This window comes from Streptomyces afghaniensis (assembly GCF_044327915.1).
Lineage (GTDB): Bacteria > Actinomycetota > Actinomycetes > Streptomycetales > Streptomycetaceae > Streptomyces > Streptomyces afghaniensis.
The window spans coordinates 455,550-472,326 of sequence record NZ_JBIRGJ010000006.1; the positions used below are offsets into that span (position 1 = coordinate 455,550).

The 16,777-nt window shown below is 73.2% G+C and carries 13 protein-coding genes; 9 read left to right on the forward strand and 4 right to left on the reverse strand.

Annotation, left to right across the window (positions count from 1 at the left end):
- Window positions 1-93 precede the first annotated feature (93 nt).
- Entirely contained in the window at window positions 94-1,449 is a 1,356-nt protein-coding gene (locus ACH4G3_RS24560) for an SWIM zinc finger family protein (protein ID WP_397626511.1), read from the reverse strand.
- Window positions 1,450-1,594: 145 nt separating this feature from the next.
- Between ACH4G3_RS24560 and ACH4G3_RS24565 the strand changes: the two genes are divergently transcribed.
- The 3 genes from ACH4G3_RS24565 (at window position 1,595) to ACH4G3_RS24575 (ending at window position 6,543) form a co-directional block, all read left to right on the forward strand.
- On the forward strand, window positions 1,595-2,725 hold the full coding sequence (locus tag ACH4G3_RS24565) for an ATP-binding protein (RefSeq protein WP_397626512.1): 1,131 nt from the start codon (window positions 1,595-1,597) through the stop codon (window positions 2,723-2,725).
- A gap of 40 nt (window positions 2,726-2,765) precedes the next feature.
- Window positions 2,766-5,234 carry a DUF5682 family protein gene (locus ACH4G3_RS24570; protein WP_397626513.1) on the forward strand — a complete coding sequence of 823 codons (2,469 nt, stop codon included), beginning with the start codon at window positions 2,766-2,768 and terminating at the stop codon, window positions 5,232-5,234.
- Window positions 5,235-5,379: 145 nt separating this feature from the next.
- Window positions 5,380-6,543 carry a vWA domain-containing protein gene (locus ACH4G3_RS24575; RefSeq protein WP_397626514.1) on the forward strand — a complete coding sequence of 388 codons (1,164 nt, stop codon included), beginning with the start codon at window positions 5,380-5,382 and terminating at the stop codon, window positions 6,541-6,543.
- A 526-nt stretch (window positions 6,544-7,069) separates the two neighbouring features.
- Here ACH4G3_RS24575 and ACH4G3_RS24580 read toward each other — a convergent pair.
- A complete protein-coding gene (locus ACH4G3_RS24580; RefSeq protein WP_397626515.1) occupies window positions 7,070-7,258 on the reverse strand; it encodes a hypothetical protein in 189 nt (62 codons plus the stop codon).
- A 24-nt stretch (window positions 7,259-7,282) separates the two neighbouring features.
- Between ACH4G3_RS24580 and ACH4G3_RS24585 the strand changes: the two genes are divergently transcribed.
- The 3 genes from ACH4G3_RS24585 (at window position 7,283) to sucD (ending at window position 10,157) form a co-directional block, all read left to right on the forward strand.
- Window positions 7,283-7,480: a hypothetical protein gene (locus ACH4G3_RS24585; protein ID WP_397626516.1), complete on the forward strand. Its 198-nt coding sequence runs from the start codon at window positions 7,283-7,285 to the stop codon at window positions 7,478-7,480.
- Between the two features lie 592 nt (window positions 7,481-8,072).
- The gene (gene sucC, locus ACH4G3_RS24590) at window positions 8,073-9,251 is read left to right on the forward strand and encodes an ADP-forming succinate--CoA ligase subunit beta (RefSeq protein WP_354740950.1); all 1,179 of its coding nucleotides are present in this window, start codon (window positions 8,073-8,075) and stop codon (window positions 9,249-9,251) included.
- Between the two features lie 21 nt (window positions 9,252-9,272).
- A complete protein-coding gene (sucD, locus tag ACH4G3_RS24595; RefSeq protein WP_010036416.1) occupies window positions 9,273-10,157 on the forward strand; it encodes a succinate--CoA ligase subunit alpha in 885 nt (294 codons plus the stop codon).
- 120 nt (window positions 10,158-10,277) lie between these two features.
- On the opposite strand, the gene ACH4G3_RS24600 is transcribed toward sucD, so the two are convergent.
- Window positions 10,278-11,642, reverse strand: coding sequence for a sigma factor-like helix-turn-helix DNA-binding protein (locus ACH4G3_RS24600; RefSeq protein ID WP_397626517.1), 1,365 nt, complete (start codon window positions 11,640-11,642; stop codon window positions 10,278-10,280).
- A 96-nt stretch (window positions 11,643-11,738) separates the two neighbouring features.
- Here ACH4G3_RS24600 and ACH4G3_RS24605 point away from each other — a divergent pair, with 96 nt between their 5' ends.
- Complete coding sequence (locus ACH4G3_RS24605) at window positions 11,739-13,418, forward strand: cell division protein PerM (protein WP_397626518.1); 1,680 nt, start codon at window positions 11,739-11,741, stop codon at window positions 13,416-13,418.
- A 16-nt stretch (window positions 13,419-13,434) separates the two neighbouring features.
- Here ACH4G3_RS24605 and ACH4G3_RS24610 read toward each other — a convergent pair whose 3' ends face one another.
- Window positions 13,435-14,211: a hypothetical protein gene (locus tag ACH4G3_RS24610; protein WP_354740955.1), complete on the reverse strand. Its 777-nt coding sequence runs from the start codon at window positions 14,209-14,211 to the stop codon at window positions 13,435-13,437.
- A 321-nt stretch (window positions 14,212-14,532) separates the two neighbouring features.
- On the opposite strand from ACH4G3_RS24610, the gene purN reads away from it, so the two are divergent.
- Together purN and purH are read left to right on the forward strand one after the other, a co-directional pair.
- The gene (gene purN / locus ACH4G3_RS24615; protein ID WP_397626519.1) at window positions 14,533-15,171 is read left to right on the forward strand and encodes a phosphoribosylglycinamide formyltransferase; all 639 of its coding nucleotides are present in this window, start codon (window positions 14,533-14,535) and stop codon (window positions 15,169-15,171) included.
- Entirely contained in the window at window positions 15,168-16,733 is a 1,566-nt protein-coding gene (gene purH / locus ACH4G3_RS24620) for a bifunctional phosphoribosylaminoimidazolecarboxamide formyltransferase/IMP cyclohydrolase (RefSeq protein WP_397626520.1), read from the forward strand. The genes purN and purH overlap by 4 nt, the downstream gene beginning before the upstream one ends.
- Window positions 16,734-16,777: the final 44 nt, after the last annotated feature.

The window sequence follows — 16,777 nt, forward strand, 5'->3', positions numbered from 1 at the left end:
AAAATTCGCGGATTTGTGGGGGAGGCGGGGCGGGTCGGAAAGGCCGGGCCATTGGCGTCGGCGTCGGCGTCGGTGTCGGGGTTGGCGGTCGGCTCAGCACAGGGCTATCGCGTCGCCCGGGCCTTCGGGCCAGGCCGTCAGCGGAGTGAAGCCCTGGTGGCCGCATTCGCCGAAGACCCGGACAGGGGCGCCGCCCGACAGCGCGACGAGCCGCCACAGGCCCGGCCGGGAACGCGCGGCGGGGGTGAGCGGCAACGCCGCGTCCTCGTCCGCGTCCGCCAACTGCCAGGAGTCGCCGTCCGGAGTGGGGACGACCCGGTCCAGCGTCACCGGGACGGACTCCAGCCAGGGGTCGTCGCGCAGGGCGTCGCCGTAACGGGCGGCCGCCCGGGACGTCGTCATCCCCTGCGGGCGTATCGCCGTCGGCGCGGGTGGGGCGAACTGTTCGCCCAGGGCCACCCGCAGCTGACCGGCGCCCGGGTAGGCGGACACCTCGGCCTCCAGGGTCAGCCCGACCGGCAGCGCCAGTTCCGGGGCGCGGCCGGCGGCGCCGTAGGAGAGGAGCAGCGCGGTGCGGTCCGAATCGGCGCCGTACAGCCAGATCCGGCGGGTCGTCAGGCGAGAGTCCGCCGTGTCGTACTGGGCGAGCACCAGCCAGCGGTCCCGCACCGGCGGTCCGTCCGCGGTGACCGGCAGACCGATGCGGGAGCGGACCGTGGCGGCGAGGGCGCCGGGAAGCCGCTCGCGGCGCAGCCAGCCCTGACCGAGGAGATGCAGCAGCGCGCACTCCTCCAGCAGACGCACCGGCCAGCCCGGGCCGGTGGACGGTATGGCGCCCAACTCCCTCACGCGCGAGGCGAGGCCCTGTGCCTGGGCGTCGACCATGCGGGCCGCCGTCTCCTCCCACAGGCCGTAACCCGACTGCTCCGCCGAGGCCAAGCCCCCGCGCAACAGGTCCGTCAGGCGCTGCTCCAGCTCCGCCGCGCCCGCCGTGACCCGCTCGGCCCGCCGCTCCGCCCGGCGGCGCGCCGCCTCCGGATCAGCGGACCCGGACGGCGAACCGGAGCTGTCCCCGCTCCCCTTCTCCTCCGCCCGCTTGCGCCGCCCCGCTATCCACTGCCCGGCCCATTCCGGCGCCTCTCCCGTCGGCACCGCTCCGTCGCCGCCCGCCCAGAGCAGCAGCAGCCCCAGCGCGTGCTTGCACGGGAACTTGCGGCTTGGACAACTGCACTTGTACGCGGGCCCGGAGGCGTCCGCGATGTCCACGATCGTCTGATACGGCTTGCTTCCGCTGCCCTTGCACAGCCCCCACACCGTCCCCTCGTCGGAACTCCCCGCCTCGGACCACGGCCCCGCCGCACCGAGTTTGCTTCCCGCTTTGCGTGATGCGGCGTCAGGCGCCAGTGCCAGCACCTGGTCCGCGGTCCAGCGCACCCCCTGCTGAGTCATGCCATCGAAGGTAGATCCCACCACTGACAATCGGGACCGCGAGCAGCTCCGGGGAGGCGTTTGCGCAGGTCAGAACGCATTGTCAGTGGTGTGGTGCAACGTGGATGCCAGATCCGAACCGGCCGAGCTGGAGGGGGACTCAGCCATGCCTGTGTCCGTTGAACCGACGACCGTGGAACCGAAGCCGGGGGAGCCGTCCGAGGCGTTGCGGCCGCATGCCGAGGACGCCTTCGCCCATGAACTCGCCGCGCTCGCCGCGCAGGACGACCGTCCGCGTCCGGCCCGCTGGAAGCTGTCGCCGTGGGCCGTCGCGACGTACCTGCTCGGTGGCACGCTGCCGGACGGCACGGTGATCACACCGAAGTACGTCGGCCCGCGCCGCATCGTCGAGGTCGCCGTCACCACGCTCGCCACCGACCGCGCCCTGCTCCTGCTCGGTGTGCCCGGCACGGCGAAGACCTGGGTCTCCGAGCATCTGGCCGCGGCGGTCAGCGGCGACTCCACGCTGCTGGTGCAGGGCACCGCCGGCACACCGGAGGAGGCCATCCGGTACGGCTGGAACTACGCGCAGCTGCTCGCCCACGGCCCGAGCCGCGACGCCCTCGTGCCCAGCCCGGTCATGCGGGCCATGGCCGAGGGCATGACCGCCCGCGTCGAGGAGCTGACGCGTATCCCGGCCGACGTGCAGGACACGCTCATCACCATCCTGTCGGAGAAGACGCTGCCGATACCGGAGCTGGGCCAGGAGGTGCAGGCGGTCCGCGGCTTCAACCTGATCGCCACGGCCAACGACCGCGACCGCGGGGTCAACGACCTGTCCAGCGCCCTGCGCCGCCGGTTCAACACGGTGGTGCTGCCGTTGCCGGAGAGCCCCGAGGCCGAGGTCGACATCGTCTCGCGCCGTGTCGACCAGATCGGCCGCTCCCTCGACCTGCCGGCCGCGCCCGACGGCCTCGACGAGATCCGCCGGGTGGTCACGGTCTTCCGTGAGCTGCGCGACGGGGTCACGACCGACGGCCGGACGAAGCTGAAGTCGCCGAGCGGCACGCTGTCCACGGCCGAGGCGATCTCCGTCGTCACCAACGGGCTGGCCCTGGCGGCCCATTTCGGTGACGGCGTGCTGCGGCCGGGCGATGTGGCCGCGGGCATCCTCGGCGCGGTGGTCCGCGACCCGGCGGCCGACCGCGTGATCTGGCAGGAGTACCTGGAGACGGTGGTCCGTGAGCGGGACGGCTGGAAGGACTTCTACCGGGCCTGCCGGGAGGTGAGCGTGTGAGCGACGCGGAGCGGGGGTCGGTTGCGGGACCGGGTCGGCGATGGGAGGGGATCAGGTGACCGGCTCGGAAGAAGCTGTGGGCCGTGCGGCCGGGGCGGGTCCGTTGCTGCTCGGGGTGCGGCATCACGGGCCGGGGTCGGCGCGGGCCGTGCGGGCGGCGCTGGAGGAGGCCCGGCCGAGGGCCGTGCTGATCGAGGGGCCGCCCGAGGCCGATGCCCTGATTCGGCTGGCCGCCGACGAGGAGATGAGGCCGCCGGTCGCCCTGCTCGCCCATGCCGTGGACGAGCCCGGCCGCTCGGCGTTCTGGCCGCTGGCCGAGTTCTCCCCGGAGTGGGTCGCCATCCGCTGGGCCCTGGAACACGACGTCCCGGCCCGCTTCATCGACCTGCCGGCCACGCACACGCTGGCCTGGGGAAGGCAGGAGGACGAGGCCGGAGTGGAGGGGGAATCACCGCTGGAGGCCAAGACGGCGGACAGCGAGGGTGACTCCGGACCGGGCCCCCGGCCCGGACCCGCCTCCGCATCCGAACCCGCCTCCGGACCTGGCCCCGGCCCCGCCGACGTGCGGATCGATCCGCTGGGCGTACTCGCCGAGACCGCGGGCTACGACGACCCGGAGCGGTGGTGGGAGGACGTCGTGGAGCACCGGGGAGTTGGGAAGGGGGACGCGCTCGCGCCGTTCACCGTGCTCGAGGAGGCGATGGGGGCGCTGCGGGAGACCTACGGCAGTGGGGGACACGACCGGGACCTGGTGCGCGAGGCGTACATGCGGCTCCAGGTGCGGGCCGCGCAGCGGGAGTTCGAGGACGGTGTGGCCGTCGTGTGCGGGGCGTGGCATGTGCCCGCCCTGCGGCGGAAGACCACCGTCTCCGCCGACAAGGCGCTGCTGAGGGGGCTGCCCAGGGTCAAGACGGACATGACGTGGGTGCCGTGGACGCACCGCCGGCTGTCCCGGGTGAGCGGCTATGGGGCCGGCATCGACTCGCCGGGCTGGTACGGGCACTTGTTCAGCGCCCCGGACCGGCCGGTCGAGCGGTGGATGACCAAAGTGGCGGGGCTGCTGCGCGCCGAGGACCGGCTCGTGTCCTCCGCGCACGTCATCGAGGCCGTGCGGCTGGCCGAGACGCTCGCCGCGATGCGCGGCCGTCCGCTGCCCGGCCTGAGCGAGACGACCGACGCGGTGCGGGCGGTGATGTGCGAGGGCTCGGACGTGCCGCTGGCGCTGGTGGAGGACCGGCTGGTCGTGGGGGACGTACTGGGGGAGGTGCCGTCGACGGCACCGGCGGTTCCGTTGCAGCGGGACCTCGCCCGGCTCCAGCGTCGGCTGCGGCTGAAGCCGGAGGCGCTGGAGCGGGAGTTGGAGCTCGACCTCCGCAAGGAGACCGACGCCGCCCGCAGCAGGCTGCTGCACCGGCTGCGGTTGCTCGGCATCGCGTGGGGCGAACCGGCCGCCTCGCGGGGCGGCACGGGCACCTTCCGGGAGACGTGGCGGCTGCGCTGGGAGCCCGAGCTGTCGGTGCGGGTCGCCGAGGCCGGCGTGTGGGGGACGACCGTCCTGTCCGCCGCGACCGCCAAGGCCGAGGCGGACGCCGTCACCGCGCAGGGGCTGGCCGACGTCACCGCGCTCGCCGAGCGCTGCCTGATGGCCGAACTGCCCGACGCCCTGCCCACGGTGATGCGGATCCTCGCCGACCGCGCGGCCCTCGACACGGATGTCGGCCAGCTCGCCCAGGCGCTGCCGGCCCTGGTCCGCTCCCTGCGCTACGGCGATGTGCGCGGCACGGACACCGGGGCCCTGGGAGAGGTCGCGGCGGGTCTGGCCGAGCGGGTCTTCGTCGGCCTGCCCCCGGCCTGTGCGGCTCTCGATGCGGACGGCGCCGAGGAGATGCGGCGCCACGTCGACGCCGTGCACGGGGCCGTGGGGCTCCTGGGGGACGCCCCCGCGGCGGGGCAAGGCCACTTGAGAGGCCGTTGGCAGTCGGTGCTGCGGGTGCTGTCCGGGCGGGACTCCGTACCCGGGGTGATCAGAGGGCGGGCCGTGCGGCTCCTGCTGGACGACGGGGAGTTGGCGCAGGAGGAGGCGGCGCGCCTCATGGGGCGCGTCCTGTCCCCGGGCACGCCACCGGCGGACGCGGCCGCGTGGATCGAGGGCTTCGTCGGAGGAGGCTCCGGGGGCGGCATGCTCCTGGTGCACGACGAGCGGCTGCTCGGGCTGGTCGACGCGTGGCTGACCGGGGTGCCGGCGGAGGCGTTCACGGACGTGCTGCCCCTGCTGCGGCGGACGTTCTCGGCGTACGAGCCCGGTGTGCGGCGGACCCTCGGCGAGCTGGTCCGACGCGGGCCCGGGGCCGGGGCCGGTGCGACAGGGGCCGGCTCCGGCATACCCGGCTTCGCGGCAGAGCTCGACCCGGTGCGCGCGGACGCCGTGCTGCCGGTCCTGCGGCTGCTGCTCGGGCTGGACGAAGTGGCAGAGGACATCGGCAAGGACCTGGTGGGGGTGACGGGATGACGACCGAGGAACTGCGGCAGTCGGTGCCGAGCGCGGGCGCGGAAGCGGGAGACCTCGACGGGAACGGGGCACGGGCGGAAAACCGGCCGACGACGGCCGTGCACGTGATCCCGCTGTGGGAACGGCCTCGCAAGGGAGCACACGGATGACGGCCGAGGTGACGGACCCGGCGCAGGAGCGGTTGCGGCGGTGGCGGCTCGTGCTCGGGGGCGACGCGGCGGACGGCACCGGGTGCGAACTGTCCGGGCGGGACGCGGCGATGGACGGAGCGCTCACCGCGCTCTACGGAAAGGGGGAGAAGCGCCAGGGGGGCCGGGACCGTTCGGCGGGGCTCGGGGCGTCGGCGCCGTCCGTGGCGCGCTGGCTCGGGGACATCCGGACGTACTTCCCGTCCTCCGTCGTACAGGTCATGCAGCGCGACGCCATCGACCGGCTCGGTCTCGCCACGCTCCTGCTGGAGCCGGAGATGCTGGAGGCGGTGGAGGCCGACGTGCACCTCGTCGGCACGCTGCTGTCGCTCAACAAGGCCATGCCCGAGACGACGAAGGAGACGGCACGGGCCGTCGTGCGCAAGGTCGTCGAGGACCTGGAGAAGCGGCTCGCCACACGCACCCGGGCCACCCTCACCGGCGCCCTCGACCGCAGCGCCCGGATCAGCCGGCCCCGCCACCACGACATCGACTGGAACCGCACGATCGCGGCCAACCTCAAGCACTACCTGCCCGAGTACCGAACGATCGTGCCGGAGCGGCTCATCGGGTACGGGCGGGCGTCCCAGTCCACGAAGAAGGAGGTCATCCTCTGTATCGACCAGTCGGGATCCATGGCGGCATCGGTCGTGTACGCATCGGTGTTCGGAGCGGTGCTCGCCTCGATGCGGACGATCTCCACGCGACTCGTCGTCTTCGACACGGCGGTCGTGGACCTCACGGACCAGCTCGACGATCCCGTCGACGTCCTGTTCGGGACGCAGCTGGGCGGCGGCACGGACATCAACCGGGCACTGGCCTACTGCCAGTCGCAGATCACCCGGCCCGCGGAGACGGTGGTCGTGCTGATCAGCGACCTCTACGAGGGAGGCATCCGGGACGAGATGCTCAAGCGTGTCGCGGCGATGAAGGCCTCGGGGGTGCAGTTCGTGACGCTGCTGGCGCTCTCCGACGAGGGGGCACCGGCGTACGACCGGGAGCACGCGGCAGCGCTCGCCGCGCTGGGGTCACCGGCGTTCGCGTGCACGCCCGATCTGTTCCCCGAGGTGATGGCGGCGGCGATCGAGAAGCGCCCGCTGCCGATACCGGATGCGGCGTGAGGTAAGGAGGGCGCGCCCCGGCCGACCGCGGTGGTGCGGGGCGGTGAGAGGGCTCGGATGGCGACTTGTCGATGCATCGTCGTCCAACGTCGGCCAGCAAAACGGACATGACTGACCATCAGCGGGGAAGCGCTTGCGTAACCTCCGCACTCCCGTGCGAGGATCGGCGCCTGCTCGGCGGTCGTCGCGCTGCGCTTGTTCCCAAGCACGGGAGGAAGCTCCCCCTCTTGATCTGGTCAGCAGCCCTGCCCGGTGCCGCTGTGCGCATGCTGCGCACGGCGGCCGGGTGGCGTGCGCTTCGGGTGGCGCTGCTGGTGGGCGGGGTTCTCGTCATCGGGCTCCTGTGCCGGGAGCGGGCGTATGCGGCGGACGGCGTGCGGGCGCTGACGGATGCGGACGTCACGGCCGGGCGGATCGACTCGCCGGGTCCTCGCTCCCTGTCCGGAAGGCACCGGCACCGGCCCTCCCGGAGTCGCCGACGCTGCCGGGCCTGCCCGCGCTGCCCAAGCTGCCGGTGTCGCCAGACCTACCAGACCTGCCACACCTGCCAGACCCCCCGAACCTGCCAGGAGCCGACGGGCGGACCAGTGCGACGGATGTCGTCCTTGCTGCGACTGCGGACATCGCGGTGCGCGGTGGCGACCACCACGCCGTCGGCCGCGCAGAGCACCCGGGCCACACCAGACGCGCCGACCACGCCGGCCGGTCCGCTCACGTCGGACACGGCCCGGGCGGGCCCGTGCCCGCAGACCGGCCTGACGGCACGCTCGGCAACCGGTCCTCGGCCGACGGCGGCACGTCACGCCACGGCGACGCGTACGGCGTCGTCACCCCGAGCGATTGCGCCCCGCTGAGACTCCTGTCCGGTGTCGCGGCACGCTCCTGCACGGCCGGCACCCGGGGCAGTCACCGGGACATCCCGGTCTTCCCCGGCTAGCACGGGCGGACCGCCGCCGCGGACAGCCGCTCCCCTGTGCCGCTTCGTACGAGCGCCCCGCAGCCCGCAGCCCGCAGCCCGCAGCCCGCAGGCCCACAGGCCCGCAGGCGCGGCCCGCAGCCCGCGGCCCGCGCACCCCCTTCCCTCACCCCACCGACTCCACGAGGCATCACCTCCGGGCGGTCGAAAACCGTCGGTCGTCCGAGGCCGAGACCTCGTGGATGGGGTCGGGTGGTCCCCATTGGGGTGGGGACCAACCACCCCGCACCCGGAGAGCCGGGCCCTGAACTGGGCCTTCGTGTTCCTTCGGGGGTGTCGGACGGGCCTCACCGGGTCAACCCCAGCTCGGTGAGGCCCCTCACCCCCGGCACGCCGTGCCAGAGAGCGCGGCATCATGTGACAGGTATCACCGCTCAGGTGTGACCCTCGATTTAGAGGCCCCCCGCAAGCAGCGATAACCTGCGAGACGGACATGCCGCGCGCTCGGACACCGTGTGCGCCTCCCTTGTGACAGACAGCGGACGTCACGTTGCCCTCGCGGCACGCCCACGCAGACAACGAACCGCGAGATCACTGATAGGGACGGAAGCGCGTGGACCTGTTCGAGTACCAGGCGAGGGACCTCTTCGCCAAGCACGATGTACCGGTGCTGGCCGGTGAAGTCATCGACACGCCTGAGGCGGCCCGCGCAGCCACCGAGCGCCTCGGTGGCAAGTCCGTCGTCAAGGCCCAGGTGAAGGTCGGCGGCCGCGGCAAGGCCGGTGGCGTGAAGCTCGCCGCCACCCCCGACGAGGCGGTCGAGCACGCGACCAACATCCTCGGCATGGACATCAAGGGCCACACGGTCCACAAGGTGATGATCGCCGAGACGGCCCCGGAGATCGTGGAGGAGTACTACGTCTCCTTCCTCCTGGACCGTGCCAACCGCACCTTCCTCTCCATCGCGTCCGTCGAGGGCGGCATGGAGATCGAGGAGGTGGCGGCCACCCGCCCCGAGGCCGTCGCCAAGACGCCGATCGACGCCAACGAGGGTGTCACCGAGGCCAAGGCCCGCGAGATCGTCGCGGCCGCGAAGTTCCCGGCCGAGGTCGCCGACAAGGTCGTGAACGTCCTCGTCAAGCTGTGGGACACCTTCATCAAGGAGGACGCCCTCCTGGTCGAGGTCAACCCGCTGGCCAAGGTCGCCTCCGGCGACGTCATCGCCCTGGACGGCAAGGTCTCCCTGGACGAGAACGCCGAGTTCCGTCAGCCGGAGCACGAGGCCCTCCAGGACAAGGAGGCGGCCAACCCGCTCGAGGCCGCCGCCAAGGAGAAGAACCTCAACTACGTCAAGCTCGACGGCGAGGTCGGCATCATCGGCAACGGCGCGGGTCTCGTGATGAGCACCCTGGACGTCGTCGCGTACGCCGGTGAGGCGCACGGCGGCGTCAAGCCGGCCAACTTCCTCGACATCGGCGGTGGCGCCTCCGCCGCCGTCATGGCGAACGGCCTGGAGATCATCCTCGGCGACCCGGACGTCAAGTCCGTCTTCGTCAACGTCTTCGGTGGCATCACCGCCTGTGACGAGGTCGCCAACGGCATCGTGCAGGCGCTGCAGCTGCTCAAGGACAAGGGCGAGGAAGTCACCAAGCCCCTCGTCGTCCGTCTGGACGGCAACAACGCCGAGCTGGGTCGCAAGATCCTCTCCGACGCCAACCACCCGCTGGTCCAGCGCGTGGACACCATGGACGGCGCGGCCGACAAGGCCGCCGAGCTCGCGGCTGCGAAGTAAGGGACGAGGGACTAAACAGCCATGGCTATCTTCCTCAACAAGGACAGCAAGGTCATCGTCCAGGGCATGACCGGTGCCACGGGCATGAAGCACACCAAGCTCATGCTGGCCGACGGCACCAACATCGTCGGTGGCGTGAACCCCCGTAAGGCGGGCACGTCGGTCGACATCGACGGCAACGAGATCCCGGTCTTCGGCACGGTCGCCGAGGCGATCGAGAAGACGGGCGCGAACGTATCCGTCCTCTTCGTCCCGCCGGCCTTCGCCAAGGCCGCCGTCGTCGAGGCCATCGACGCCGAGATCCCGCTCGCGGTCGTCATCACCGAGGGCATCGCGGTCCACGACTCGGCCGCGTTCTACGCCTACGCCGTGTCCAAGGGCAACAAGACCCGCATCATCGGCCCGAACTGCCCCGGTCTCATCACGCCGGGCCAGTCCAACGCCGGCATCATCCCGGGCGACATCACCAAGCCGGGCCGCATCGGCCTGGTGTCGAAGTCCGGCACGCTGACGTACCAGATGATGTACGAGCTGCGGGACATCGGCTTCTCCTCCGCCGTCGGCATCGGTGGCGACCCGGTCATCGGGACGACCCACATCGACGCCCTCGCCGCGTTCGAGGCCGACCCCGACACCGACCTGATCGTCATGATCGGTGAGATCGGCGGCGACGCCGAGGAGCGGGCCGCGGCCTTCATCAAGGAGAACGTGAAGAAGCCGGTCGTCGGCTACGTCGCGGGCTTCACCGCGCCCGAGGGCAAGACCATGGGCCACGCCGGCGCCATCGTCTCCGGCTCCTCCGGCACGGCCGCCGCGAAGAAGGAGGCCCTCGAGGCCGCCGGCGTCAAGGTCGGCAAGACGCCGACCGAGACGGCGAAGCTGGCGCGCGCGATCCTCGCCGGCTGAGCAGGGGCAACGCCCTACGGCTCGGTCGTACAGCTCATAGGTGGGCCCGCTCCCTGCACGGGGGCGGGCCCACCGCCTTTTCATGACACAGGCGTCAGCGTGCTTGCCGAGAAACAGGCGTCACCGTGCCTGCGGCACCAGCCGGTCCGGCCCCCGCTGCTCCTCCCCGCGCAGCTTCGCCCGCAGCTCCTGCTCCGACTCCGACAGCGGCCCGGGCGCGACCGGTGGCGGCACGTCCTGGACGGTCTCGCCCTGCGGCACCGGTGGCTCGTAGCGGGTGGGGGCCGTGCGCGCGGTCAGGGCGGTGGCTCCGATCAGGGCGACCGTGAAGGCGATGGCGGCCCGGGTCCAGAAACGGGCCCGGCGTTCCCCGGCCCGGCGCACCACCAGCGGTTTGGCGGCCCGCAGCCGTTCGATGGAGGCCAGTCCGACCAGCTGCCAGTGGAGCACCTCCGGGTCCGCCAGCTCCGGCAGCCGCTCGGCGACCGCCTCCCGCGCGTGCATCAGCCGGTTCGCGGCCGCGCGGCTGCTCGCCTCCGTCTCCGCCGCCGTCTCCGGCAGGCCGAGACCGACACCGTCGTACAGCAGCAGCGTGCGGCGGTACGAGGGCGGCAGTTTCAGCAGGGTGTCCAGCAGTGCGCGGTCGAGCGGGTCGGAGGGCGGCGGCTCCGGGCACCGGTGGCGTAGGCGGAACCGCTGCCACGGAGAGAGGGCGCAGTCGTAGGCCACCGCCCGCACCCAGCCCGCCGGGTCGCGGTCGCGGGCCACCTCGGGCCAGCGCTGCCAGGCGATGTGAAAGGCCCGCTCGACCGACTCCCGCGCCAGCTCGCGGCGGCCGGTCAGCAGGTAGGTCTGCCGGACGAGCGCGGGCGCGCAGAACGCGTACAGCGCGTCGAAGGCCTGATCGGGTGTCAGGTCGGCGGTCGCGTCGTCCGGCCGGCGCAGGGCCGTTGCCCGGGCGGGGCCGGGGCGGCGGTCGGAGACGGTGGTGGGGCTGCCGTCGGTGACGGCGACGGCAGTGGCGTGCCGGTGGTCGGCAACGGTGGTGTGGCGATGGTCGGCGGCGGGACCGCGGCTCTGCGGGGTGCCGGCGGTACGGCCGTGTTCGGTGGCCGAGGCGCGGCTGCGGTGGCCGACCGTGGTGCGGTCCTGGTCCGTGGCGGAGGTACGGCCCCGGTTCCTGCCGGAGGCGCGGCCGCGGTCCCCGGCCGAGGGACGGCTCCGATCGCTCGCGGCGGCGGCCCCGCGCTCCGCATGAGGCGGCGGCACCTCCGCCTCCGTCTCCGTCTCCAGTGAGTTCAGCAGCTTCGCGTACCTCTCCCCTTTCCGGCCGCGCGGCGTCGAGCGGCCGGTCTCCCATCCGCGCACCGTCTCGCTGGTGACGCCCACCCGGGAAGCCAGTTGAGCCCGCGTCAGCGCGGCGGCCTCGCGCAGGCGCCGGCGTTCCTTGGGCGGCGGGAGCGGGATGGCAGGGCTCTGTGTCACAGGGCGCCCCTCCCTGCGGAAAAGTACATAAACGTATATTGAGCGACACAACGATGGTTCGCCTGTTACGACGGGAAAGCGCGTGTCGTTGGGAGCATGGCGGGCGTGATCGAGATGACCGCTCGCCGACGTCTGCCGTCGCCCCTGCTCACCCGGATGCGCGACCGTTCGCCCGGACTGGGCGGGGCCCTCATGGGGGGTGCGGTCGCGGCGGGCCTCGGGCTCGCGTCGTTCGCCGTGCTGGTGATGATGCTGTGGATCACCTCGCCCTACCCCGACAGCGGGCCCGGCGGCGCGCTGCACGTGGCGGCGGCGCTGTGGCTGCTGGCCCACGGCGCCGAACTGCTCCGCACCGACACGCTCGCCGGCGTCGCGGCCCCCGTGGGTGTCCCGCCGCTGCTGCTGCTCGCGCTGCCGGTGTGGCTGCTGCACCGGGCGGCGCGGGACGCCACGGACGGCGGGGCGGGGGACGGGGACGACGGCATCGCCGAGGACGTCGAGGAGGTGGTGGACATCGCGGTGGTCGCGGGACCGCCGCTGGTCTCCGCCCGTAACGCGTGGACGGGCGTCGTCCTCGGGTACCTCGCCGTCGCCGCTCCCGCGGCCCTGTACGCCGCGGGCGGTGCGCTGCGGCCGTCGTGGGTGTCGGCCGGGGTGTGCGTGCCGCTGGTCGCCGCCGTGGCCGCCGGAGCGGGCGTGTGGTCGGCGTACGGCCGTCCGGGCGGGCCGCTGCGTCGACTGCTGGGCGTGCTGCCGGTGGGCGTACGGCCGCTGGTCCTCGGGCCGGACGGACGCCCGGGTGTCGCCGCCCGGGCCGCGGCGGCCGGGGCGGCGGTGCTCCTCGGGGGCGGTGCGCTGCTGGTGGTGTTGTCGCTGGTGGGGCATGGCGCGGCGGCCCAGGCGGCGCTGCTGCGGCTGACGGAGGGGTGGTCGGGGCGGTTCGCGGTGCTGCTGCTGTGTGCGGCCCTGGTGCCGAACGCGGCGGTGTGGGGCGCCGCCTACGCCCTCGGCCCAGGCTTCGCCCTCGGCGCCGGCCATGTCGTCAGCCCGCTGTCCTCCGCGCCGGCTCCGTTCCTGCCGCCGTTTCCGCTGCTGGCGGCGGTGCCGGAGGCGGGGGAGGGGCGGCTGGTGCACTGGGCGGCGGCCGGGGCCGTGCCGGTGGTCGCCGGGGTGGTGGTCGGCTGGGTCGTGGCGCGGGAGGCGGCCGCCGGGGAGTGCGGCGGGCGGGGTGTCGTCCGGTCGCCGGGGCGCACCGCCCGTGCCGCCGCCCTCGCGGCCGTCCTGTGTGCGGCCGTACTCGCGGGGCTCGCCGCGCTGGCGGGCGGTCCGCTCGGGGTCACCGTCCTGTCCCGGTTCGGGCCGGTGTGGTGGCAGGTGGGTACGGCGACACTGGCGTGGCTGGTGCTGGTGGCCGTCCCGACGGCGATGTCCGTACGGGCCTGGCGAATCCGGGCGCCCCGGACGGACGGGCCGAACATCGGCAGGCAGCGGGAAGAACCGGCCGACGGCGCGCAGCAGCCCGCCGGCGGCCCGGAAAGCGCCGGAAGCGCCGGGCTCAACGGCAGCGCGGGAGCCGCCGGAGTCTCCGGGGGCGGTGCCTCCCCGCCCGACGGGACCGCGGAGCCGGGCACCTCGTCCCCCACGCCGGACGACCCCTACGTCCCTTACGCCCCCTACGACGACGCCCCCTACGGCCTCCAGGACCTGGACGACACCCCGTTCGAACCGTACGACTTCCTACCGGCCGACCCCGCCCACAAACCGGACACCCCCTGAAGCGGCAGACCGCCCGTCAGCCGTCCGTGCCCAGGAAGCCCCGCAGCTCCTTCGGCAGAAGCTCGGTGCAGGACTGCTTGGCCTCGTTCGTGAGGGCGTCGTTCGTGCAGGTGTAGTAGTCGCGGTAGACCAGCTGGGCCGTGAAGGACGCGGCGACCAGGGCGATGGCCAGGGACGCCGTGACCAGGCCGCTCACCGCGGCGGTCGTCTGGGGGCGGCCCTGCTGCTCGGGGGCCGGGGAGTCCGGGTCGGGCCTGCGGGGCTTGGCGCGCAGGGCGCTGATGCCCCAGTAGAGGGCGAGCGCGCCGAGCAGCAGTGCCACGTACGGCCAGCTGAAGAGGGCGAAGAAGAAGGCCCACATGCCCGACAGCAGGGCATAGCGCGCGCGGCGCTGGGCCGGGTCCGTCGGGTCCCAGCGCGGGTTCGGGCCGCCCTGGGGGCCGCCCGGGCCCTCGGGGCCACCCCGGGGACGCTCACCGAAGCCGCCGGAGGAGCGGCCGGGCTGCCGGTCGCTCCACTGCCTGCCCCAGGGCGCGCGGTCGTCCTCGCCGTCGTCCTGGGAGTCGTCGCCCGAAGGGCGCCGCGGCTGCCAGGGCCGGTCCGGGGTGCCCTCGGGCGGCGGGGCGAACGGGTTGTCCTCCTGGGACCCGCGCCCTCGCTCGTCGCCGCGGTCGCCGTCCGACGGCGCGTCGGGTGGTGAGCTGGGGCGCTCCCGCAGCAGCACGCTGCCGCGCTCCCCTCCCTGCGCCGACAGCTGGGGGAACGTGAGGAGTCGCAGGCTGCGGTCCGGCATCAAGTGAGCGTCTTCCCGTTGATGAGTAGGAACGAGTTGCTGAGCAGGAATGGGTGGACAGAACTGAACGGTGTCGGACCCGGGCCCGCCACCTCTTGAACGCCTCGCGTCCGGACGGCGTTCCCGAACCTGCTCCGCCCAGACGCTACCTTCCGGCCAAGCCCCCGTCCCGTGGGGGCTGCCCGGTGTGCCGGTATCGTTGCTGACGGTCGGCCGGTTCGTAGGCTTCCCCGTATCCGGGGGCGCGAAGCATTCGTATGAATGTACAAACGCCAAGGCCGGCCACCTGGACAGACGCTCCCTTCGAGAAAGGCCCCCACCGTGGCCGCCAAGCCCGTGGCCCAGCGCGCCAAGCGCCTCGTCGTGCTGGTCTCCGGATCCGGCACCAACCTTCAGGCGCTGCTCGACGAGATCGACGCCGCCGGTGCGCAGGAGTACGGGGCCGAGATCGTGGCCGTCGGCGCCGACCGCGAGGGCATCGAGGGGCTGGCCCGCGCCGAGCGCGCCGGGCTGCCGACCTTCGTGCGGAAGGTCAGGGACTACGGCAGCCGCGAGGAGTGGGACGCCGCGCTCGCCGAGGCCGTCGCCGCCTTCGAGCCCGACCTCGTCGTCTCCGCCGGGTTCATGAAGATCGTCGGCAAGGAGTTCCTCGCGCGGTTCGGCGGGCGGTTCGTCAACACGCACCCGGCCCTGCTGCCCAGTTTCCCGGGGGCCCACGGCGTGCGGGACGCGCTCGCGTACGGCGCCAAGGTCACCGGCTGCACCGTCCACTTCGTCGACGACGGCGTCGACACCGGCCCGATCATCGCCCAGGGCGTGGTCGAGGTCCGGGACGAGGACGACGAGAGCGCTCTGCACGAGCGCATCAAGGAAGTCGAGCGAAGGCTGCTCGTCGAGGTCGTGGGGCGGCTCGCCCGCAACGGCTATCGCATTGAGGGACGAAAGGTAGTTATCCAGTGACCGCCGAGAGCAACAAGCGGCCCCTTCGCCGGGCGCTCGTCAGCGTCTACGACAAGACCGGGCTCGAGGACCTCGCGCGCGGACTCCACGAGGCCGGGGTCGAGCTCGTCTCCACCGGCTCCACCGCCGCGAAGATCGCCGCTGCCGGCGTTCCCGTCACGAAGGTCGAGGAGCTCACCGGCTTCCCCGAGTGCCTGGACGGCCGCGTCAAGACGCTGCACCCGCGCGTGCACGCCGGCATCCTCGCCGACCTGCGCCTGGACAGCCACCGCGAGCAGCTCGCCGAGCTGGAGGTCGAGCCGTTCGACCTCGTCGTCGTCAACCTCTACCCGTTCCGCGAGACCGTCGCCTCCGGCGCCTCGCCCGACGAGTGCGTGGAGCAGATCGACATCGGCGGTCCCTCGATGGTCCGCGCCGCCGCCAAGAACCACCCCTCGGTCGCGGTCGTCACCAGCCCGGCCCGCTACACCGACGTGCTCAAGGCCGTCCAGAACGGCGGCTTCGACCTCGCCACCCGCAAGCGGCTCGCCGCGGAGGCCTTCCAGCACACGGCCGCCTACGACGTCGCCGTCGCGTCCTGGTTCGCCTCCTCCTACGCGCCCGTCGACGAGTCGCAGTTCCCCGACTTCCTCGGCGCCACCTGGGAGCGCGAGCACACCCTGCGCTACGGCGAGAACCCGCACCAGCCGGCCGCGCTCTACGTCTCCCCGGAGGGCGGCGGTCTCGCCCAGGCCGAGCAGCTGCACGGCAAGGAGATGTCGTACAACAACTACACGGACACGGACGCCGCCCGCCGTGCCGCGTACGACCACGCCGAGCCCTGCGTCGCGATCATCAAGCACGCCAACCCCTGCGGCATCGCGATCGGCGCGGATGTCGCCGAGGCGCACCGCAAGGCGCACGCCTGCGACCCGCTGTCGGCGTTCGGCGGCGTGATCGCGGTCAACCGCCCGGTCAGCAAGGAGATGGCCGAGCAGGTCGCGGAGATCTTCACTGAGGTCGTCGTCGCGCCGGACTACGAGGACGGCGCCCTGGAGGCCCTCACCAAGAAGAAGAACATCCGCGTGCTGCGCTGCCCCGACGGGCCCTCCGCCCCGGTCGAGGTCAAGCCGATCGACGGCGGCGCGCTGCTCCAGGTGACCGACCGGCTCCAGGCCGACGGCGACGACCCGGCCAACTGGACGCTGGCGACCGGCGAGGCGCTGGACGCCGACGAGCTCCAGCAGCTCGCCTTCGCCTGGAAGGCCTGCCGCGCGGTGAAGTCCAACGCGATCCTGCTCGCCAAGGACGGTGCCTCGGTCGGTGTCGGCATGGGGCAGGTCAACCGGGTGGACTCCGCGAAGCTGGCCGTCGAGCGGGCCGGTGCCGAGCGCGCCGCGGGCGCGTACGCCGCGTCCGACGCGTTCTTCCCCTTCCCGGACGGCCTGGAGATCCTCACCGAGGCCGGGGTGAAGGCCGTGGTCCAGCCCGGCGGTTCCGTCCGTGACGAACTGGTCGTCGAGGCCGCGCAGAAGGCCGGCATCACGATGTACTTCACCGGCACGCGGCACTTCTTCCACTGACAGCGGCGGGAAAGGGGGCCGGCGGCGCCGCCGGCCCCCTCCGT